General features: G+C 63.6%; 18 protein-coding genes. 7 read left to right on the top strand and 11 right to left on the bottom strand.

The features are described 5' to 3' along the window. Window positions 1-13 precede the first annotated feature (13 nt). From AC1DLO_RS17600 to AC1DLO_RS17620, 5 genes are all read right to left on the bottom strand, one after another. Window positions 14-1,366, bottom strand: coding sequence for an extracellular solute-binding protein (locus AC1DLO_RS17600; RefSeq protein WP_476890968.1), 1,353 nt, complete (start codon window positions 1,364-1,366; stop codon window positions 14-16). 67 nt (window positions 1,367-1,433) lie between these two features. Next, complete coding sequence (locus AC1DLO_RS17605; protein ID WP_476890969.1) at window positions 1,434-2,585, bottom strand: ABC transporter ATP-binding protein; 1,152 nt, start codon at window positions 2,583-2,585, stop codon at window positions 1,434-1,436. 159 nt (window positions 2,586-2,744) lie between these two features. Further along, window positions 2,745-3,635: a MurR/RpiR family transcriptional regulator gene (locus AC1DLO_RS17610; protein ID WP_476890970.1), complete on the bottom strand. Its 891-nt coding sequence runs from the start codon at window positions 3,633-3,635 to the stop codon at window positions 2,745-2,747. 97 nt (window positions 3,636-3,732) lie between these two features. Continuing rightward, window positions 3,733-4,206 (bottom strand): sensor histidine kinase, encoded by a 474-nt coding sequence (locus tag AC1DLO_RS17615; RefSeq protein WP_184741560.1) that lies wholly within the window; start codon window positions 4,204-4,206, stop codon window positions 3,733-3,735. Window positions 4,207-4,327: 121 nt separating this feature from the next. Beyond that, window positions 4,328-5,167 carry an alpha/beta fold hydrolase gene (locus AC1DLO_RS17620; protein WP_476890971.1) on the bottom strand — a complete coding sequence of 280 codons (840 nt, stop codon included), beginning with the start codon at window positions 5,165-5,167 and terminating at the stop codon, window positions 4,328-4,330. Window positions 5,168-5,486: 319 nt separating this feature from the next. Here AC1DLO_RS17620 and AC1DLO_RS17625 point away from each other — a divergent pair, with 319 nt between their 5' ends. The 6 genes from AC1DLO_RS17625 to AC1DLO_RS17650 all read left to right on the top strand — a co-directional run bounded on the left by AC1DLO_RS17625 (window position 5,487) and on the right by AC1DLO_RS17650 (window position 12,011). Next, window positions 5,487-7,220, top strand: a complete 1,734-nt coding sequence (locus AC1DLO_RS17625; RefSeq protein ID WP_476891037.1) for an ABC transporter ATP-binding protein — start codon at window positions 5,487-5,489, stop codon at window positions 7,218-7,220. Then, window positions 7,217-9,187 (top strand): ABC transporter ATP-binding protein, encoded by a 1,971-nt coding sequence (locus AC1DLO_RS17630; RefSeq protein ID WP_476890972.1) that lies wholly within the window; start codon window positions 7,217-7,219, stop codon window positions 9,185-9,187. The genes AC1DLO_RS17625 and AC1DLO_RS17630 overlap by 4 nt, the downstream gene beginning before the upstream one ends. Before the next feature lie 172 nt (window positions 9,188-9,359). Then, window positions 9,360-10,193 carry a DUF559 domain-containing protein gene (locus tag AC1DLO_RS17635; protein WP_476890973.1) on the top strand — a complete coding sequence of 278 codons (834 nt, stop codon included), beginning with the start codon at window positions 9,360-9,362 and terminating at the stop codon, window positions 10,191-10,193. A 156-nt stretch (window positions 10,194-10,349) separates the two neighbouring features. Further along, the gene (locus AC1DLO_RS17640; RefSeq protein WP_476890974.1) at window positions 10,350-11,111 is read left to right on the top strand and encodes a formylglycine-generating enzyme family protein; all 762 of its coding nucleotides are present in this window, start codon (window positions 10,350-10,352) and stop codon (window positions 11,109-11,111) included. Window positions 11,112-11,167: 56 nt separating this feature from the next. Beyond that, a complete protein-coding gene (locus AC1DLO_RS17645; protein WP_476890975.1) occupies window positions 11,168-11,500 on the top strand; it encodes an ArsR/SmtB family transcription factor in 333 nt (110 codons plus the stop codon). A gap of 13 nt (window positions 11,501-11,513) precedes the next feature. Then, window positions 11,514-12,011: an SRPBCC family protein gene (locus tag AC1DLO_RS17650; protein WP_476914542.1), complete on the top strand. Its 498-nt coding sequence runs from the start codon at window positions 11,514-11,516 to the stop codon at window positions 12,009-12,011. An 88-nt stretch (window positions 12,012-12,099) separates the two neighbouring features. Here the strand turns inward: AC1DLO_RS17650 and AC1DLO_RS17655 are convergent, their stop codons facing one another. Continuing rightward, window positions 12,100-12,312, bottom strand: a complete 213-nt coding sequence (locus AC1DLO_RS17655) for a hypothetical protein (protein WP_184741564.1) — start codon at window positions 12,310-12,312, stop codon at window positions 12,100-12,102. Between the two features lie 372 nt (window positions 12,313-12,684). Here AC1DLO_RS17655 and AC1DLO_RS17660 point away from each other — a divergent pair, with 372 nt between their 5' ends. Then, window positions 12,685-13,869 (top strand): Fic family protein, encoded by a 1,185-nt coding sequence (locus tag AC1DLO_RS17660; protein WP_476890977.1) that lies wholly within the window; start codon window positions 12,685-12,687, stop codon window positions 13,867-13,869. 40 nt (window positions 13,870-13,909) lie between these two features. Here AC1DLO_RS17660 and AC1DLO_RS17665 read toward each other — a convergent pair whose 3' ends face one another. The 5 genes from AC1DLO_RS17665 to AC1DLO_RS17685 form a co-directional block, all read right to left on the bottom strand. Further along, window positions 13,910-14,665, bottom strand: a complete 756-nt coding sequence (locus AC1DLO_RS17665) for a carboxymuconolactone decarboxylase family protein (RefSeq protein WP_476890978.1) — start codon at window positions 14,663-14,665, stop codon at window positions 13,910-13,912. 128 nt (window positions 14,666-14,793) lie between these two features. Continuing rightward, entirely contained in the window at window positions 14,794-15,285 is a 492-nt protein-coding gene (locus AC1DLO_RS17670; RefSeq protein ID WP_476890979.1) for an RpiB/LacA/LacB family sugar-phosphate isomerase, read from the bottom strand. Next, on the bottom strand, window positions 15,282-17,051 hold the full coding sequence (locus AC1DLO_RS17675) for a dihydroxyacetone kinase family protein (RefSeq protein ID WP_476890980.1): 1,770 nt from the start codon (window positions 17,049-17,051) through the stop codon (window positions 15,282-15,284). The genes AC1DLO_RS17670 and AC1DLO_RS17675 overlap by 4 nt, the downstream gene beginning before the upstream one ends. A gap of 32 nt (window positions 17,052-17,083) precedes the next feature. Then, window positions 17,084-17,860, bottom strand: coding sequence for an SDR family NAD(P)-dependent oxidoreductase (locus AC1DLO_RS17680; protein ID WP_476890981.1), 777 nt, complete (start codon window positions 17,858-17,860; stop codon window positions 17,084-17,086). A 40-nt stretch (window positions 17,861-17,900) separates the two neighbouring features. After that, entirely contained in the window at window positions 17,901-18,725 is an 825-nt protein-coding gene (locus AC1DLO_RS17685; RefSeq protein ID WP_476890982.1) for a sugar phosphate isomerase/epimerase family protein, read from the bottom strand. Window positions 18,726-18,910: the final 185 nt, after the last annotated feature.

The following is an 18,910-nucleotide window of genomic DNA, read 5'->3' on the forward strand; positions in this document are numbered from 1 at the left end:
TGGATGAGAGAGGTTAGGGGATCAGGTCCTGGGCGCGCTTCTGGGCGTCGGCCATGGTGGTTTTTGCGTCCTTGCCGTAGTAGACGACGTTCTCTACGGCTTTGCCGAGGATGTCGTCGATCTGCACATAGCTGTTGCCCGGGTAGGACACCCACGGCTGGAGGCGGTCAAGCTGGGCGAGGTTAGGGGCCAGGAGCGGGTTCTTCTGGGCCCAGTCGTAAAGGGAACCACCAGCAGCCGTCAGCGAGGTGCGCAGCGGCAGGTAACCGATCTTGGTGGAGATCTGTTCGTAGGCGTGGTCACTGGTCATGAACTTGATCAGTTCCCAGCCGGCGCGCTGCTTTGCGGGATCCTGGGAGAGGACGAACAAGGCCGAGCCGGAGTTGGTGGGCACGGACGGCTTGCTTCCGAAGGACGGCATTCCGGCTGCTTTGAGCTGCCAGCCGCCCTTGGTGGCAGCCGACATGAACGATCCCTGCAGGGCCGAGGTGGTGAGGATGAAGGCGGTGTCACCCTTGGGGAGGCCTTCGAACTGCGCATTGCTGTCTGCATTGCGCAGCACACCGTCCTTCGACAGCTGAGCCATCTTGGTGACGGTGTCGATTGCCGCGTCCGAGCCGAAACCGATGGTCTTGCGGTCATCGGAGAGGACCTGGGCCCCGTTCGACTTGAAGACGCCCTGCATGCACCAGTTGCCGCCGATGCTCGTGCAGGAAATGTCGAGGGAGGGCTTTCCCGTTTTCGCGGTGACGGCCTTGGCCGCGGCTTCGACCTTGTCCCAGGTGGAGAGGTCCGGGTTGGCGATGCCGGCGTCGGCGAGCTTGGTGGCGTTGTAGAAGAGCACAGGGGTGGAGAAAACGTAGGGAATGCCGTAGGTCTTGCCGTTCCAGTCGGCGAGGTGTTTCGCGTTCGGGTGGAAGGGGTGGGCGCCTCCGAGCGCCTGGTCAACGGCTTCCTTGCCGACGAGGTCGCTGATCGGCTGGGCGCCGAGCTGGGTGGCGGCGAAGTCCAGCGAATCGAACGTCAACTGTGCAACGTCGGGTGCGTGGCCGGCAAGGAGCTGGGTCTGGACGCTGCTGACAGTGTTGGAGCCGACGGCGCCTCCGCCCTGCGGTGCCTGTGCGGTGACGTGGATGTTCGGGTGGGCCTTCTCGAAGTCGGCTACGAGGCCTTTGACGGTATCGGTCCAGACGCCTGCCTGTGCCAGGTTGTAGCTTTCGAAGGTGATGTTTACTTGCTGATCGGACTTCAGCTCTGGGATCTGGTTGGTCACGGTGCTGGCTTGGGAGGTGCCGGAGCAACCGGCGAGTGCCAGTGCGGCTGTGCCGGCAGCGATGGTCAGTGCAATTGAACGGAGAGGACGCACAATACTTCCTTGATTGCTGGGTTGGGTGGGTACTGCAGGTTCCGGGTTGGGGCCGGAGTGTGGGGTGCTAGACCGAGGCCGCTGGCTGCGCCGTGCTGGCAGTGGACGCGTGCTTCGCGTCTGCCTGCCATTCGAGGCGGCGGCCGCTTGCGCGGTCAAAGAGGTGGAGGTGCTTGGCGTCGGCGCTGAGGACGACGGCGTTGCCCGGCTCCCAGTGCAGGCCCCGCGGTGCGCGAACGGCCACGCGGTTCTCGCCGACCCGGCAGTAGATGACTTGCTCGCTGCCAAGGTTTTCGGCCAGGTCAACGATGCCCCGGAGGGCTGCTCCGGAACTCGGCGCGGCTGCGGAGGAACCGGGCGCGTGGATGCTCAAGTGCTCCGGGCGGATGCCCAGCACTACGTCACGCGGGGGTGTCTCCCCGTCCCACAGCACGGCTTCCACCGAAGGTGCCATGACGGTGATGGAGCCGTTGCTTGTGGAAAGCTCGGCTTCGATCAGGTTGGTGGCAGGGGAGCCCAGGAAGCCCGCGGCGAACACGGATGCGGGTTTGTCGTAGAGCTCTTCCGGTGTGCCGAGCTGCTCGAGTTGGCCACCGTTGAGGAGCGCGATCTTGGTAGCCATGGTCATGGCTTCCACTTGGTCGTGCGTGACGTAGATGAACGTGGCACCGAGGCGCTTGTGCAGTCCGGCCAGCTCCTGCCGGGTTGCCGTGCGGAGCTTGGCATCCAGGTTGGACAGGGGTTCGTCCATGAGGAACGCCTTGGGCTCGCGCACCAAGGCTCGTGCTACTGCAACGCGTTGGCGCTGGCCGCCGGACAGTTCCTTGGGCTTGCGGTCCAGAAGATGGCCGATTTCCACCATCTCCGCCACGGCTTCCACGCGCTTCCTGACTTCCTGCTTGTCGGTGCGCCGCACGTGGAGCGGGAAGGCCAGGTTTTTCGCCACGCTCAGGTGCGGGTACAGGGCGTAGCTCTGGAACACCATGGCCAAGTCGCGCTTCTTGGACGGAGCAGCTGTGATGTCCCTGCCGTCCAGTTCGAGCGACCCCGACGTCGGTTCCAGCAGGCCCGCGATCATGCGGAGCAGGGTAGTCTTGCCGCAGCCGCTGGGGCCGAGCAGGACCAGGAAATCACCGTCTTCAACGGTGAGCGATACGTTCTTTACCGCCGACACGTTCTTGAATGAACGCGACAACTGGTTGAGCACAAGTCGGCCCACGAGCACCTCCGGGGAAACGATGTTTCCTAAATCGAATTATTTAGGAAACGTCTTACCCTTGAAGGGTGGGGCTCGATTATTAACAGTCGGTGCGGAGTTGATGAACTCCCCGTGCGCGGACAGGAAACAGTTGAAACGGCCCGCGTTTCGCGCCGAACCCTATTCGGGGTTCTCCACCATGTGCAGGACTTCTTCGAACACGGCGGACTGGGCGCGCTCGACCTCGGGAGAGTCCGCGGTCACCGCAGCATGCAGTGCGGACAGCACCAGCATCTGGACGATATTGCCGATGGGCAACTGGTCATTCCATGAGTGGAATTCCGCTCCGGCCACGAGGGTGTGCGTCGAAAGATCGGCGAGCTCGGATTTCGCGTAGCTGGTCACCCCGATCACCGTTGCCTTGCGTTCAGCCGCGATTCGAGCCGAACCAATCGTGAAGGAGTTCATTCCGCTGTCGCTCACGGCGATGCAGACATCCCTGGCGGAGAGGAGTTTGGCGGAGATGTGTTGCGAAACAATGTCGGATGGCGCCTCGCATTGCACCCCGGCGGCCAGGAACCGCAGGGCCAGGGATTGGGCGGGAGCGAGGGACCCTCCATTGGCCACCACGAGCAGTCGTCCGCCTTCGCGGATCGCCTTCACCGCGGCGTCGAAGGCCTTGAAGTCCAAAGAACCCAGCGCACCGCGGATATCGTGGGATGCCCGGGAAAATATCCCTGAGACCAGATGCTCCGAGGAGCCAGGTTCTCCCGTCGCCCCGGAATCCTCCTGTTGGATGCTGTCCCGTGCGGCCGCGCCCAGATCCCGCAGCAGGACTTGGCGCAAGTGTTGGAATCCGTCGAAGCCCATGCTCTTGCAGGCCCGCACGATCGTGGCTGGCGACGTCCCGGTCTGGGTCACGAGGTCCGCCACCGACATCCTGGCCACGGTTTCCGGGGAATCGAGGCACAACTGGGCCACACGCTGTTCGCTGCGGGCCAGCGACGGGAAAATCGACTTGATGTGAGCGCGGGAACCGCCCAAGGGCGGCTCGGACTTGTACGGGGTCATTGGCCTTTCATACCAGATTCACTTGAATAGCGAACCAGCAGCGTCGAAACCGATGACGACGGCGGGTGCCCGCCGCCGTCGGGCACTGGACCTGACGTCAGTCGAGCGGCAGCGTGACGGTGACGCAAGTGCCGCTGCCTGGCGTGGAGACGACCGAGACATCGCCGCCCACCTCGTTGACTGCGATGGACATCAGGCGGAGTCCGAATCCGTGGTGCCCGCCTGCCGGCAAGGCCTGGCCGTCGAAGCCGGCACCGTTGTCCGTGACGGTCAGCCGGATCCCGTGGTAGACGGCGGCAAGCCGGACGGTAATGTCGTGGGCGTGCGCGTACTTGAACGCGTTGCTGAGGGCTTCCTTGGCTGCGTGGTAGAGGAGGGAAGCGGAACTGGACGAGATTTCGATCCCATGGTGCGGCGTCTCCCAATGGACCTCGGTGCCCTGGCGGCGGAGCGGTGCGGCCAGGCGGTCGATACAGCCCGCGAGCCCCAAAGCGTGGAAGTCAACGGGTTGCTGATCGGTGATGACGCCGTTGATGGCGGTAACCTCGTCCAGCGCTGTTGCTGTCTTCATGGCCGGTCCTGCTTCCCCTTGCAGCTTTGGTGCTTTCGCGGGGCGGGTGGATTCCGCCTCTGCTTGAATTAAGAGTGGACCCTGGGGATTAAGGTTCCCGCGAGATTTGGTTAGTTTCGTCCTAATTTCTTGTCAGGAAGCCCAGCAAGGCCCTGTTGATCTCGGCGGCATGCGTCCACAGCATGCCGTGCGGGGCCCCGTCGATCTCCATGTACTCCGCGCTGGGGAGCGCTTCGGCGAACCTGCGGCCCGTGACGTCGATGGGGAGGATGTGATCCTCGGTGCCGTGGACAATCAAGGCGGGAACGTCGATCTTCGGGATGTCCGCGCGGAAATCCGTGAGCCACGTGGGCTGTGCGGCAACTGAGGCGTGGGCACCTGATTGGGCTGCGAGGTTCCAGCTGGCATTGACCGACTCCTGGCTTAGCCGCGGCGTTCCGAGGAAGGTGCCGCTGTTGTAGAAGTTTTGGAAGAACTCGGTGAAGAAGGCGTATCGATCGGCGGTGACGGCTTCGGTGAGGCCGTCGAACACGGACTGCGGGACTCCACCGGGGTTGTCTTCGGTCTGAAGCAGGAACGGTTCCAAGGATCCGAGGAACACGGCCTTCGCCACCCGTGCCGAGCCATAGGTGCTGATGTAGCGGGCCACCTCGCCGGTACCCATTGAGAATCCCACCAGCACGGCGTCATTCAGGTTCAGTGCTTCCAGCAGCGTGTTCAGGTCTGCTGCGAAGGTGTCGTAGTCGTAGCCAACGGTTGGCTTGCTGGACTTGCCGAAGCCGCGGCGGTCGTAAGTGATGACGCGGTAGCCGGCGTCGAGCAATGCCGCGGTCTGCTTCTCCCAGGACGAACCGTCCAAGGGGTAGCCGTGGATCAGGACCACTGCCTGGCCGGTTCCGTGGTCCTCGTAGTAGAGCTCGATCTCGGTGCTGTTTTCGTTTCCGACGGTGATGTAAGTCAAAACTTCGGTCCCTTCGTAGCGGTTCTGTCGAACGTTCCCAGCCTACTGTCTGGGTACGACGGCGGCACGCGTCCTCGTCTGCGCAGTCGCTGGCGGCCTGGGACGCTCGCTCACTTTTGAGGGCGTTTCGGCAGACGCTCACTCACAAGATCTGCAGGAGGGTTTGGGCGAACGGCCCGTATATCTGCAGGAGGGTCGCCAAGAGGGGCGTCATATCTGAGCGAGGATCGCCGGAGGCTTCGCCCTGAGGGAAAGCTCTAGTTGCCCCCAGCAACCAGTCGTAGACTGGCCTTCGAATCACTACGTGAGTTGGAGACCGATGCTCTGGAAACTTCTCGTTCAGTACCTGCGGCCACATCGGCGGCTGCTGATCGCCGTCGTCGTTTTCCAGCTCGCGCAATCCATCGCGTCGCTGTACTTGCCCACTCTGAACGCCGACATCATTGACGAAGGCGTGGCAAAGGGGGACACCGGGTACATCCTTGGAATGGGCAGCCTGATGCTGCTCATCACCCTCCTGCAGATCGCCTGTTCGGTGACTGCCGTGTATTTCGGCGCGAAAGCGGCCATGGGGTTGGGGCGGGACCTGCGCGGCGCAATTTTCACCAGGGTAGGGGAGTTCTCCGAGCAGGAGGTCACCCGCTTCGGCGCGCCGTCCCTGATCACGCGTTCCACCAACGACGTCCAACAGGTCCAGCAGCTGGTCCTGATGACCTGCACACTCATGGTGGCGGCGCCCATACTCAGCATCGGCGGCGTGATCATGGCCGTCCGGCAGGATGCCCAGTTGTCTTGGTTGATCGCAGTGAGCGTTCCCGTGCTCCTCGTTGCGGTGGGCCTCATTGTGAGCCGCATGGTGCCGTTGTTCCGCAAGATGCAGGTCCGGATCGACACCGTGAACAGGGTGCTTCGCGAACAACTTGCGGGCATTCGCGTGGTGCGTGCGTTCGTGCGCGAGGACATGGAGACAGAACGCTTCGCCTCAGCCAACCAGGACGTCACGGAGATGGCATTGCGTGCCGGGCGGCTCATGGCCCTCATGTTCCCGGTAGTGATGCTGGTGCTCAACGTCTCCAGCGTTGCCGTGATCTGGTTCGGCTCGTTCCGGATCGACGACGGCTCCATGCAAGTGGGCACGTTGATCGCCTTCCTGAGCTACCTCATGCAGATCCTGATGTCCGTCATGATGGCCACATTCATGGCCGTGATGATCCCGCGTGCGGCTGTTTCGGCGGACCGCATCGGACAGGTTCTGGAGACCCAATCGAGCGTCCGGCCTCCCGAACATCCGGTCACGGAGACCGCCGGGCGCGGCGAGCTGGAATTGCTCGACGTCGGGTTCGCCTATCCGGGCGCCGAGCAGCCGGTCCTCAACGGGATCAGCTTCCAGGCCCGCGCGGGCCAGACGACGGCGATCATCGGCAGCACGGGCGCCGGCAAGACCACCTTGGTCAACTTGCTGCCACGGCTCTTCGACGCAAGCAGCGGCTCGGTGAGGATCGACGGCGTCGACGTCCGCGATCTGCACCCGGACCTCCTGTGGGGGCACATCGGGCTGGTCCCGCAAAAGCCCTACCTGTTCTCCGGCACCGTCCGCAGCAACCTGCTCTACGGCAAGCCCGACGCCACGGAGGAAGAACTCTGGCGGGCCCTCACCATCGCCCAGGCCCAGGACTTCGTCGAGGAAATGGAAGGCGGGCTGGATGCACCGATCTCGCAGGGCGGCACCAACGTTTCCGGCGGCCAGCGCCAGCGCCTCGCCATCGCCCGGGCGCTCGTGAAGCAGCCCGAGCTCTACATCTTCGACGATTCCTTCTCCTCCCTGGATACCGCCACCGACGCCAGGCTGCGTCAAGCGCTCAAGCGCCACACGTCCGGCGCCACTATGGTGATCATCGCGCAGCGGGTGTCCAGCATCGCCGACGCTGAGCAGATCCTAGTGCTCGACGACGGGCATCTGGTGGGGCGCGGAACCCACGACGAGTTGCTGGAGACCTCCGAAACCTACCGCGAGATAGTTTCCTCGCAACTGGCAGCGGAGGAGGCGGCATGAGCAGCGCACCCAGTACCACCAACCGCCCTCCCCGTCCGCCGATGGGGCCAGGCCGCGGCGGACCTTTCGCCGGCATGAACGTCCCAGCCGAAAAGGCCATGAACTTCCTGCCTTCGGCCAGGCGGCTCTTGGGCACCCTTCGGCCAGAGCGCATGTGGCTGACCCTGGTCCTTTTCCTGGCTGTCGCGAGCGTGACCCTGTCCGTGATCGGCCCGCGGCTGCTAGGCGAAGGTACCAACCTGATCTTTGCCGGCGTCGTATCCAAGCAACTTCCCGCCGGGGTGAGCAAGCAACAACTCATCGACGGGTTGCGCGCATCCGGCCAGAACTCCAGGGCGGACATGCTCAGGGGCATGGAACTGACCCCGGGGGTCGGGATCGACTTCGGGGCGTTGTCCTCGATCCTGCTGTGGGTGCTGGTCCTCTATGTCTTGGCCTCAGCGTTTGGGTGGATTCAGGCGTACGTGCTCAACGGCGTCGTGCAGCGCACTGTATACCGGCTGCGCGAGCAGATCGAAGCGAAAATCAACCGCCTTCCTTTGCGCTACTTCGACTCAGTGCAGCGCGGCGAGCTGCTCAGCCGCGTGACCAACGACGTCGACAACATCTCGCAAAGCCTTCAGCAGTCCATCAGCCAGGCGGTCACCTCGCTGCTCACCGTGGTGGGCGTCATCTTCATGATGTTCCTGCTTTCGCCGATTCTGGCGTTCATCACCTTGGTCACTGTGCCCTTGACGCTCGTGACCACCATGCTGATCGCCAAGCGCTCGCAGAAGCTGTTCGTGGCCCAGTGGAAGAACACCGGAGAGCTGAACGGCCAGATCGAAGAGACCTACACCGGACATGCTCTCGTGAAGGTGTTCGGCCGGCAGCGGGAGGTGGAGCAGCGCTTCCGCGAGAAGAACGCGGAGTTGTTCTCGGCCAGTTTCGGTGCCCAGTTCATCAGCGGCCTGATCATGCCGGCACTGACATTCATCGGCAACCTGGTCTACGTGGGGATCGCCGTGGTGGGAGGGCTACAGGTAGCCTCCGGCGCCATGCAGTTGGGCGATGTCCAAGCATTCATCCAGTACTCGCGGCAATTCACCCAGCCGCTCGCGCAGCTTGGTTCCATGGCCAACCTGCTCCAGTCCGGGGTTGCATCCGCCGAGCGCGTCTTCGCGCTGCTCGATACAGAGGAGCAGAGCGCTGATCCTGAGCCCTCGGCTGTTCCCGAAGTGACGCGCGGGCGCTTGGTGTTCGAGAACATCTCGTTCTCTTACTCGGCCGACAAGCCGCTGATCCAGGACTTGAGCCTGGTGGCCGAGCCCGGACAATCCGTCGCGATCGTCGGACCCACGGGGGCAGGCAAGACCACCCTCGTGAACCTGATGATGCGCTTCTACGAGCTCGACGCGGGGCGGATAACGCTCGACGGCGTCGACGTCGCCTCGATGTCGCGGTATGAGCTGCGCTCGCGGATGGGCATGGTGCTTCAGGATACGTGGCTGTTCGGCGGCACCATCCGGGACAACATCGCCTACGGCCGGCCCGACGCCACCGAAGCCGAGATCCTGGAGGCCGCCCAGGCGACATATGTTGACCGCTTTGTGCACTCGCTCCCGGAAGGGTACGACACCGTGCTCGACGACGAAGGTAGCAACGTTTCTGCAGGTGAGATGCAGCTGCTCACCATCGCCCGGGCGTTCTTGGCCCGTCCGTCAGTCTTGATTCTGGATGAGGCCACCAGCTCCGTGGATACCCGGACCGAGGTTCTGGTGCAGAAGGCCATGAGCGCCCTGCGTTCGGACCGCACGAGCTTTGTGATCGCGCACCGCCTTTCCACGATCCGCGACGCCGACCTCATCCTGGTAATGGAGGCCGGACAGATCGTGGAGCAAGGAACGCATGCGGAGCTGCTGGCCGCTGGTGGCGCCTACTCGCGGCTTTACGAGGCGCAGTTCGCGGCGCCGGTGGCGGAGGTCTGAGGGGCCCGTCACGCTGGGCAACTTTTTGGCGCCTTGGGTCTGGGGGAAGCCCGGAAATCCGGGTTTTTGGTGCTAGCTGGCCGCTAAAAATTTGCCAGGCGTGACGTTTGCTTGTCCACATAGGGCGTGCCGGGGGTGACGCAGACGCGCCGCGGCCCGGCACGATGGCTGCATGGACGTCGAAAAGGCGCTCAACCTCTGTGGGGGCGTGGCGCGAAGGCCCGTGCTGGCGCGTCTTGGTATCACGGACGGCCAGCTGAGGAGGGCGGTCCGCCGCGGTGTGGAACAACCGGCGCGCGGCGTCTACGCGCTGGCTTCGGCATCCGTCGCCGATCTGGCCCTGGTCCGGAACCGCCAAATACGGACCTGCGTCAGTGCGGCCTCGTTCTACGGGTTGTGGGTTATTGACCAGTCCGGCCCGCTGCACGTCCACCACAGGCGCAACCAAGGGGCCTGCGACGTCCTACATCACGGTGGTTTGCTGCTCCCCGCGCATCCGCACAGACCAGTGGCCTCCCTGGCAGATGTCCTGATCCACGCATTGCGCTGCCTGCCTTGGCGGGAATCCTTGGTCATGGTGGAGTGTGCTGTGGCCCGGGGTGATATGACTGTGGGATTCCTGCGGGAGCGGTTGCCGGGAAAGCGCAACGGCAAGGCGCTCGAGGTTCTACGTTGGGTGGATCGCGGAGCTGAATCGATGTTGGAGACGCTGGCCCGGACCTACTTCCGGAGGGCCGGAATACACGTCCAGCCACAGTTCTATCTCGACGGCGTGGGCTACATGGACCTGTTGCTGGACGGTTGGCTGTTGGTGGAACTCGACGGCCGCCACCATGCGGATTGGCGGCAGGTAAAGAAGGACCATCGCCGCAACAATTCATCCGTGGTTCAGGGCTATACGGTGCTCCGTTACTACTACTCGGACGTGGTCTATGAAGCAGAAACCATGGTTGCGGAGGTTCTTTCGGTGCTTGGGCGCGGGAAAATTGCCCGTCCGGCAGCGTAGCTGTGTCACGCCGGGCAACTTTTTGGGGCCTTGGGTCAGGGAAAAGCCTGGAAATTCAGGAGTTTAGATGCCAGCCGCGGCCAAAAACCTGCCTCGCGTGACACTCGCTGTACAGGGAGAGACGAAGAGGGCGCGCGACATTTAGGGTTGGTTTCCATGGACATCAATCCGCCAGAGCTCCTCAGCCTGCCTGCTGGCCAGATTGAACTCCGTGATGCCCGCAGTGGCCGCTCAAACTCAGTGGATCTGGTGGGCTTTGAAATCGCTCGGACAGCGGTTACGCGGGCAGAATTCGCCGCAACCGCCGGACGCGGGCTGGCAGATCCGCGAACGCCAGCACACGGCGTCACCTGGCTTGAGGCGATCGATTGGTGCAACGCGGCATCTGAAGCGGAGGACCTCAACCCGGCATATACGCGATCGGGCCGCAGGGTCGAATGGAACGTCGCAGCCAACGGCTACCGGCTGCCCACCGAGGCGGAATGGGAGTATGCCTGCCGTGCCGGATCAGGTGGTCCCCACTATGGTCCGCTCAGCGAGATTGCATGGACCGCGGCGGACGAGTTGTCCGCGCCGAGCGACGTCGCGCTAAAGGCTCCCAACGGGTTCGGTGCCTACGACATGCTCGGCAATGTCTGGGAGTGGTGCTGGGACTATGCGGATACGGCGAGATACGCCGACTACAGGACATTCCGTGGCGGTGGCTGGGCCGACGAAGCCTGGAACGTGCGTGCGTCGGTACGGCGAGGCAGTGCTCCCGATGCCGTCCTGGAAGACGTGGGTTTCCGGGTGGCACGCGGTGCCGGTGGTGCACCAACTACAAAGTCAGCACAGGGTTGGTCGGACGAAGCCGACCGGAACCGGGCCAATGTGCGAGGCCCGATTCCGTTCGGTTGGACTCCGCTGAAGTTCGACTAGTGCGAAGTGTTCATGCCCGTTGACTCCTCTCACCCATCGGCATATCCTACAACCAAATGGTTGTAGATCAGCTCAGTGAAACCGAACTTGACCGCCTGTTCCAGGCACTTGCCGATGCCACGCGCCGGGATATCGTCCGCCGGGTGACTGTGGGCGAGTATTCGGTGTCCGGCCTGGCCGCTCTCTACTCCATGAGTTTCGCCGCCGTTCAGAAGCATGTGGCGGTGTTGGAACGCGCGTCCCTCGTGACGAAGGAGAAGCGCGGAAGGGAGCAGATCGTGCGGGGCAACCGTGATGGCTTGCAGGAAGCCCGCCGGCTGCTCGATGAATATGAGGCGATCTGGCGGCAGCGCGTCGAGCGGATCGCAGACATCCTCGCCGAAAATTAGGAAGGGTTCCGTCATGACGGTTATCAGTTCCACCAAGAATCCCGAAGCGTTGAGCTTAACCCTCGTCGCCGAGTTCGACGCCAGCGCTGAACGGGTCTGGCAAATCTGGGAAGATCCACGTCAGCTTGAGCGCTGGTGGGGTCCGCCCGCCTGGCCAGCCACGTTCGAGYAGTTCGAGTTCGAGCCGGGCGGAAAGGCCAGCTATTACATGACCGGTCCCGACGGCGAGAAAGCTGGCGGCTGGTGGCGCATCACGTCTATCCAAGCTCCGACCCGTCTGGAGTTCGACGACGGTTTTGCCGACGAAAATGGCGCTCCCGTCGAGGACATCGGTGCCGGCCACGCGACCGTGACCCTCGAGGAGATCGGCGACCGCACCCGCATGACCATCCTGTCCACCTTCGAATCAGAAGAACAGATGAAGAAGATGATCGACATGGGAATGGAAGAAGGAATGCAGGAGGCAGCCGGCCAGATCGACGCGCTCCTTTCCGAGCTCTCCCGAGCCTGACCCGCCCCTCCGGACCGGGCCGGAACAGCGAACGACGGCGGGAGGTGCCTCCCGCCGTCGTCGTCGCGTTGCGTCTGAAAGAGCGCTGTTACAGGGAGTGTGCGTCGAAGGCGGTGGCCTTGGCTGCGCTGCCATTCAGGCTGACAGTGAAGGTGTTCGGCCCGCTGCAGGTAACCGCAATGCTGGCTTTGGAGGTGTTGTGGCGCACCGAGAAGTCATGCACCAGTGCGTCCAGCGTGTGATGGGTGGTTGAACGGTCCCAAATCTTCAGGGTTACAGAGTCGGCAGTTTCAAACGTCATTGTTCAGCGCTTCCATTCATGAATCCGGATATTCGGCTATCGCGCCAGTGCGAAGCCGCGGTACGAGCAATCCATGAACGCCTGAGACTCAAGGCGGCTCGACGAGCTCACCGGTTTGGCCTCATTGCGTCCACCAGGATGGGTAAAACTTGGCCGGGGCATTGTGTCCTAGCCTGCCTTTCCATAGTGCACAGTGAGGCGGAGGCGGCTCAAGCCAGATTGCGTTTTTTGCGAGTGAGTCTCATCACAGTGATTCGATGGTGCGTTGCCCCACCCGTGTAGGGATGCTTTCAAGCAGTAACTCTCCGATTATTTAGATTTAGGCTATAAAATCTAAATAACTTGGTCACTATTTAGACTTCCGGAGGTCCCATGACTGCCTGGCCCGCGCACAGCAGCAAGACCATGCCGTGGAAGTCCTCCGGCCGCCCGCCGCGGGAAGACAGGGAATTCACCGAGGTGGTTGTCTCGCTGCCACCCCGGATCGCCGAGTGCTGGTTTGATGCGAGCCGCGAAACGATTGTGGCCCTGGAGGAAGCCGCAGTCGCGGTGGCGTCCTTGGACGTCACCGCCGGCATGAGAATGGCGGCCATCAGCGGGTTTCTCCTCCGCAGTGAGGCCGTCTCCTCCTCCAAAATCGAGCACGTCAACGCCAATCGCGACGACTACGCCCGCGCGATGGTCGGCATCAAGGCCAGTGGCGATGCCCGCTCCATGGTGGCAGCTGCGGGCGCCGTCAAAACGATGATCGACGATGCGGGGCGCGCTGGTGAGATCCGACTTGGGGCGATGTTGAATGCCCATCTCACACTCGTGAAAGACGATCCGCTGGATGGTCCACATGCTGGCAAGTTCAGGGCCATCCAGAATTGGATCGGCGGCAGCGACTATTCCCCGCGCGGCGCCGTGCATGTTCCGCCACCGCCAAACCTGGTGCCGGACTTGATGGAGGACCTCATGCTCTTCTGCAACCGCCGGGACGTGCCGATCATGGCGCAGGCGGCGATAGCCCACGCTCAATTCGAGTCCATCCACCCCTTCACTGACGGCAACGGCCGTATCGGGCGCGCCTTGATTGGCGCGATCTCCCGGCATCGCGGGCTTACGAAGAATACGGTCACTCCGATAGCGTCCGCGATGGTCGCCGATGTTGACACGTACTTCGGGCTCGTCAACAACTATCGATCCGGCGACGCCGACCCCTTCGTGCTCTATTTGGCACGTTCCGCGGTCCGCGCCTCATACGCGGCCCGCGAATCAGTGCTAGCCCTCGAAGCCTTGCCGGCCATGTGGCGGGAGATGGCAAGACCCCGTAAAGGGTCCGCGGACGAGAAAATCATCCCGTGGCTGCTTGAGCGGCCGGTCTTCGAGGCGCACAGCGCCGCCCACATAGCTGGCGTCGCCGAAACTTCCGTCTACGCCGCTCTGGAGCGGCTTTCCAATGCCGGAGTAATTACATCGATCACCCAGTCAAAGCGCAGCCGGGCCTGGGCGGCAACCGAAGTCCTCGACGAGGTCGACAGGCTCAACAGCAGACTGGCCGACACGGCGCCCTAATTCCGCGGTCCGCGCCTAGTGCAGATCCCCCAGTCAGCACTCAGGCAGGAGCCACCTCGTTCACCACGCGGAGCGCGTTGAGCGTGCGGGGATATCCGATGTACGGCAGAAGCTGGGTGATGACGTCGATCAGCGCACCACGGCCGTTGCCCACGTTCAGGTTTGCGGCCACGTGTCCCTTGACCTGGGGCTCGCACCCGCCGAGCGAGACGAGCATCGAGAAAGTGAGCAGCTCCCTCGTCGGCACATCAATGCCAGTGCGCGTGAGGTGGTCTCCGAAGCAATTCGCCGACAGGTAGCGCTGGAAGTGCATCTCGTCGTCGGGCGCGGAGGCGTACATGTCGTCGACCTTCTCTGCCCCGGCAATTGCTTTTTGCACCGCAAGGCCCTTCTCCGCCCTGTCCCCGGGCGTCGTGGTCGATTGGCCCGGCAGGGGGAGTTCGACGCCATGCTCGGTGAGGACCTCGTTTGTCGTGTGGATGAAGTCGAAGACTTTGGCCATGCCGACGTACGGAACGGCCTGGTAGACGATCTCCTTGATTTCGATCGGAGTCACCCCCACAGTGAGTGCTGCGCCGAGCATGACTCGGTACTCGCCGAGGGCCTGCGAGGCGATCATGGAGGCAAGCTGGACCATGAGACGGGTCCTTGCTTCCAGGTTTCCGTGGCGCAGCACTTCGTCGAAGGCGAAATTGTCGAAGTTCTCGATGAGCTCGGGATCGGTCACTTCCAGGGTGGAGACGTGGCCCGGGAAAAGCTGGTCGTGGTTCTTGCGTGCTTCCTCAGTGATAGCCATGGCAGTCCTCTCGATCATCATCGGTGTCTTTCAACCACTCAACACCACGTCAGGCGAGGAAGGGAGTCACTGTTGACAGGGGTATTGGCAGAACACCCTTCGCCGAACCGCACGCATCGCGCCAGGGCTCAGCAGCCCTCGAAATCCGTGAGCACCTTGACTTTGTCCGCTGACGCCGATGCTGGGTCGAAGGCATATCCGAGCCACTCGCGTGCCAGCCTGCTGGCCAGTTCCACTCCGACTACACGCTGGCCCATGGTGAGGACCTGGCAGTCGTTGGACAGGATGGATCGCTCCACGGAGAAGGAATCGTGGGCCGTGGTGGCGCGGATACCGTCCACCTTGTTTGCTGCGATAGCCACGCCGATTCCCGTGCCACAGAACAGGATGGCCCGGTCTGCATGGCCGTCCCGGATGAGCTCACCCGCCTTGATCCCGACGTACGGGTAGGGCCTGGTGAAGTCCTCGGAGGCGTCGCTGCGGTTGACGCCGATGTCGATGATTTCGCTGACCCTGGGATCGTCCCTCAGGTCGGCCATGATCCGGTCTTTGTAGTCCACGCCTGCTTCATCGGCGCCCAGGATGAGTCGGAAACCCTTGATCTGTCCTTTCGTTGTCATGCCCTCGCTCCAGTGGTTGCGGCCGCATCAACAGCCCCCGCGCCGCTCGAGGCACGCGTGAGGTACGGGCCCATCACCGTGAAGATCATTGACAGCGAAGTAGCTCCGGGGTCGGCTGTACCCAGGCTCTTTTCGGCGAGCGGCCGGGCCCTTCCTTTGAGCGGACGGAGCGAGGCCGTGGCTTCGGCAGCCGAGGTAGCTGCGGAAGCCGCTTCAGCCCAGGCAACCTCCGGAAGGACGCCCTCGGACACGAGCTTGTTGAGGGTTTCGGCGAAGGGGAGAAGGGCGTCCACCATGGTCTTGTCGCCCATCTCGGCCTTGCCGAGTTCGGTGATCCGCACAGCGAACGCAGTCACGCCCGCGGCAAGCTCCAAAGGTCCTGGCCCTTGCTCGTTGCCAAGGGATTCGCCGAAAGCCCGGAGGCCTGCACCCCACAGAACCCCCGACGTTCCGCCGGCTTTGTCCGCCCAGGCGTCTCCGGCGGCCCCCAATAGATCGCCGGCTCCGGCACCCCCGGCCAGGGCCTTCGCAGCTGCCGCGGTGGCGGCGTCGATTCCGCGGACCATCCCTCGGCCGTGGTCGCCGTCGCCCGCTACGGCGTCCATGTCGCCAAGGCGCGATTCGGCGTCGTGCAGTGCTTTCCGGGCGGCCTCGAGCGCGTCCGCGCAGCTCGCGGCGTAGTCGCGTGAGTCCTGGGTGGCCGCAAATTCTATGGCGACAGGGCCGCCGTCGAACGCTTCCTCGATCAGCTGACCACCGGTCAGCAGGGCCGCATTGCCGCGCCGGTAGGCCGGCGTTTCGGCTGGGGCCGTCCAGAGCGGTTCGAGTTCCTCGTCGAGCCACGTGATGGTGAGGGAGACGCCGGACATGTCCAGGCTTGTGACCAGTTCGCCCACCTCGGGCATGACCACGGTGTACCCCGCCGCGCGCAGTAACGGAGCCACGGTCAGCCACAGGACGAAGAGCTCTTCATGCTTGGTGGAACCGAGCCCGTTGAGGATCACGGCGAGGCGGTTCCCCGCTCCGGGCGGCGTTTCCACCAGCAATCGCGCAACGAGCTCCTCGCCGAGTTCCTTGGCCGGCGGAAGCTCGGTGTCGAACAATCCCGGCTCGCCGTGAATGCCCAGGCCGAGTCCCATCTGCTTGTCCTTGAGCGTGAACAGCGGCGCCTCAGCGCCGGGGAATGTGCAGCCGTGGAAGGCGCTGCCGATGGTGCGGGTCAGGCTGTTGGCCTTCCGGCCCAAGCGCACGACGTCGGCCAGCCCGGCTCCCGCTTCGGCGGCGGCGCCCATGACCTTGAAGACCGTGAAGTCACCCGCGATGCCGCGGCGCTTGGCGGATTCCGACGGCGGGGCACTGGCGATGTCGTCCGTGACCAGCACGTTTTCCACGGCGATGCCCTCTGCGGCTAAGCGCTCGCTGGCCATCCCGAAATTCAGGACGTCCCCGGCGTAGTTGCCGTAGGTGAACACCACTCCGGCGCCGGAATCCGCGGCCTTGGCGACGGAGTAGGCCTGTTGCGCGGAAGGCGAGGTGAAGATGTTGCCCACCACGGCGCCGTCGGCCAGTCCCGCGCCGATGAGTCCGGCGAACGCCGGGTAGTGCCCGGATCCGCCGCCGGCCAGGACGGCCACCTTGGGCTGCTGGGGACGGTGGCGGCGGACTGCGCCGCCGGGAACCTGGCGCACCAGGCCGGAATATAGGTCGCAGAACCCGGCGAGGGCTTCCTCGGCGAAATCGGCGGGATCGTTGAAGATTTTGGTCATCGTGGGCTCTTTCGGCTACGGATGCGGGGCTGCTAGTGGATGTGGCTTCCACCGTTGATGTCGATGGTGGTGCCCGTGAGGTAGGCGGATTCCTCGGAGGAGAGGAACGTGATGACCGCGGCGACTTCCTCTGTGGTGGCGTTGCGGCCCAGGGGGATGCCGGCGTTGATGGCGGCTTCCTGCTCGTCGGTGCTGCCGACGCGGATGTTGGTGTCCACGGCGCCCGGGGTAATCGCGTTCACGGTGACGCCGGTTGCGCCGATCTCGCGGGCCAACGCCTTGGTGAAGCCGAGGATGGCTGCCTTCGCCGCGGAGTAGGGGACCTTGCCGAAGACGCCGCCGCCGCGCTGGGCGGAGACGGAAGACATATTGACGATCCGGCCCCAACCGTTGGCGATCATGTCCGGAAGGAATGCCTTGGTGACCAGGTAGGTGCCGGTGGCGTTCACGTCCATGACCTTGTGCCAGAGTTCCAGCGTGGTTTCGAGGAACGGCACGGGCGAAGTGATGCCCGCGATGTTGGCGAGGGCGCCGACGGCGGGGAGGTTGCCTGCGCTGATTTCGGCGGCTACTGCTGCGTACGCGGCGTTGACGGAAGCTTCGTTGGCGACGTCGATCTCGTAGCCGAACGCCGGGACGTTGAACTGGTTGCCGATTTCCGCTGCGACCTTGGCGGACTTCTCGCCGTCGAGGTCCAGGATCACCACCGCCCAGCCGTCGTTGGCGTAGCGGCGAGCGGTGGTGATTCCGATGCCCCGGTCCGAGGTTGCTCCGGTGAGGACTGCGGTGCGCTGGATGGTGGTGGTCATGATGCTCCTTGTTGCTTGATGAGTGGTTCGTTGGTGATAACTAGATGAGGTCTGTGATGAAGCTGGCGGCTTTGGCGGCCGCCGCCGGGCGTTCGTCGTGGGTGACGTCGCGGGTTTCCAGTTCCAGCGAGAAATGGCCGCTGTAGCCGGTGGCTGCCAGCGAGCTGAGTCCGGCGGCGAAGTCCGCCTGGCCGTTTCCGATGCTGAGGTTGATATTGCCCGGAACCGCGTCCCGCAGATGGACGTGGGCGATCCGGCCCTGGTGGCGTTCGATGTACTCCAGCGGGTCTTCGCCCGCGGCAACGATGTGGCTGAAGTCCATGACAATCCCGACGCCGGAGCCTGCCAGCCGCGCGGCCAACTGTTCGGCGCTCTCCAGGTTCCAGCAGAACCGGAGGAAATGCAGGGATTCGGTCCAGAGCTCGACGCCGAACTCCGCCGCCCGCTGTCCGGCATCTGTGAGCTGGGCCGCGATGGTGTCCAGGTCCTCGTTGACGTTTCGGACCGGATCGTGTCGCAAAGCGCCGCAGGGGAGAACCAAGGCATTCGCGCCGGTGTTGGCGGTGAGGGTGAGGAGCGACTCAAGGTGCCTTTGGCGGGCGGCGCGCTGGCCGGCGTCGAGGACTGCATTGAGGTCTCCTATGTCTCCGTTGACGGAGCGGACCCGCAATCCCGACGCGGCGACCTCCGCGGTCACGGCAGTGACGGCGTCGGAATCAAGATCATAGGGAACGTGATCGCAGACGCCCGGCAGTGCGCCGAGGTCGATTTCCTCAAATCCCAGGCCGCTGATGGTGCGCAATGCCGTGGGTAGATCCTGGTGCCGGAAGCTGATGGACGAGCAACCGAGTCGGGAGTTGAACATCTTCGTTTCCTCCAGTCGTGCCCGAGGGCAGTAGTGATGGGAACCACAGTAGCGAGGTTAACTGTTGACAGTCAACCCTTGAAGTTGACTGTTGACATAGCTCGATGATGCAGGTCACACTGGCGTATCATGTGTTAACAGTCGACAGTGCTGAAGCGCCTAGCCTCAGTCGCTCTTCGAAAGGG

The sequence above is a fragment of the Arthrobacter sp. 01T419 genome (genome assembly GCF_056398865.1).

Excerpts from the sequence above, each read along its gene's own strand:
- AC1DLO_RS17610 (WP_476890970.1), bottom strand. The coding sequence starts at position 3,635 with ATGACCCCGTACAAGTCCGAGCCGCCCTTGGGCGGTTCCCGCGCTCAC.
- AC1DLO_RS17615 (WP_184741560.1), bottom strand. The coding sequence starts at position 4,206 with ATGAAGACAGCAACAGCGCTGGACGAGGTTACCGCCATCAACGGCGTC.
- AC1DLO_RS17625 (WP_476891037.1), top strand. The coding sequence starts at position 5,487 with ATGCTCTGGAAACTTCTCGTTCAGTACCTGCGGCCACATCGGCGGCTG.
- AC1DLO_RS17630 (WP_476890972.1), top strand. The coding sequence starts at position 7,217 with ATGAGCAGCGCACCCAGTACCACCAACCGCCCTCCCCGTCCGCCGATG.
- AC1DLO_RS17635 (WP_476890973.1), top strand. The coding sequence starts at position 9,360 with ATGGACGTCGAAAAGGCGCTCAACCTCTGTGGGGGCGTGGCGCGAAGG.
- AC1DLO_RS17640 (WP_476890974.1), top strand. The coding sequence starts at position 10,350 with ATGGACATCAATCCGCCAGAGCTCCTCAGCCTGCCTGCTGGCCAGATT.
- AC1DLO_RS17645 (WP_476890975.1), top strand. The coding sequence starts at position 11,168 with ATGGTTGTAGATCAGCTCAGTGAAACCGAACTTGACCGCCTGTTCCAG.
- AC1DLO_RS17655 (WP_184741564.1), bottom strand. The coding sequence starts at position 12,312 with ATGACGTTTGAAACTGCCGACTCTGTAACCCTGAAGATTTGGGACCGT.
- AC1DLO_RS17660 (WP_476890977.1), top strand. The coding sequence starts at position 12,685 with ATGACTGCCTGGCCCGCGCACAGCAGCAAGACCATGCCGTGGAAGTCC.
- AC1DLO_RS17665 (WP_476890978.1), bottom strand. The coding sequence starts at position 14,665 with ATGGCTATCACTGAGGAAGCACGCAAGAACCACGACCAGCTTTTCCCG.
- AC1DLO_RS17670 (WP_476890979.1), bottom strand. The coding sequence starts at position 15,285 with ATGACAACGAAAGGACAGATCAAGGGTTTCCGACTCATCCTGGGCGCC.
- AC1DLO_RS17675 (WP_476890980.1), bottom strand. The coding sequence starts at position 17,051 with ATGACCAAAATCTTCAACGATCCCGCCGATTTCGCCGAGGAAGCCCTC.
- AC1DLO_RS17680 (WP_476890981.1), bottom strand. The coding sequence starts at position 17,860 with ATGACCACCACCATCCAGCGCACCGCAGTCCTCACCGGAGCAACCTCG.
- AC1DLO_RS17685 (WP_476890982.1), bottom strand. The coding sequence starts at position 18,725 with ATGTTCAACTCCCGACTCGGTTGCTCGTCCATCAGCTTCCGGCACCAG.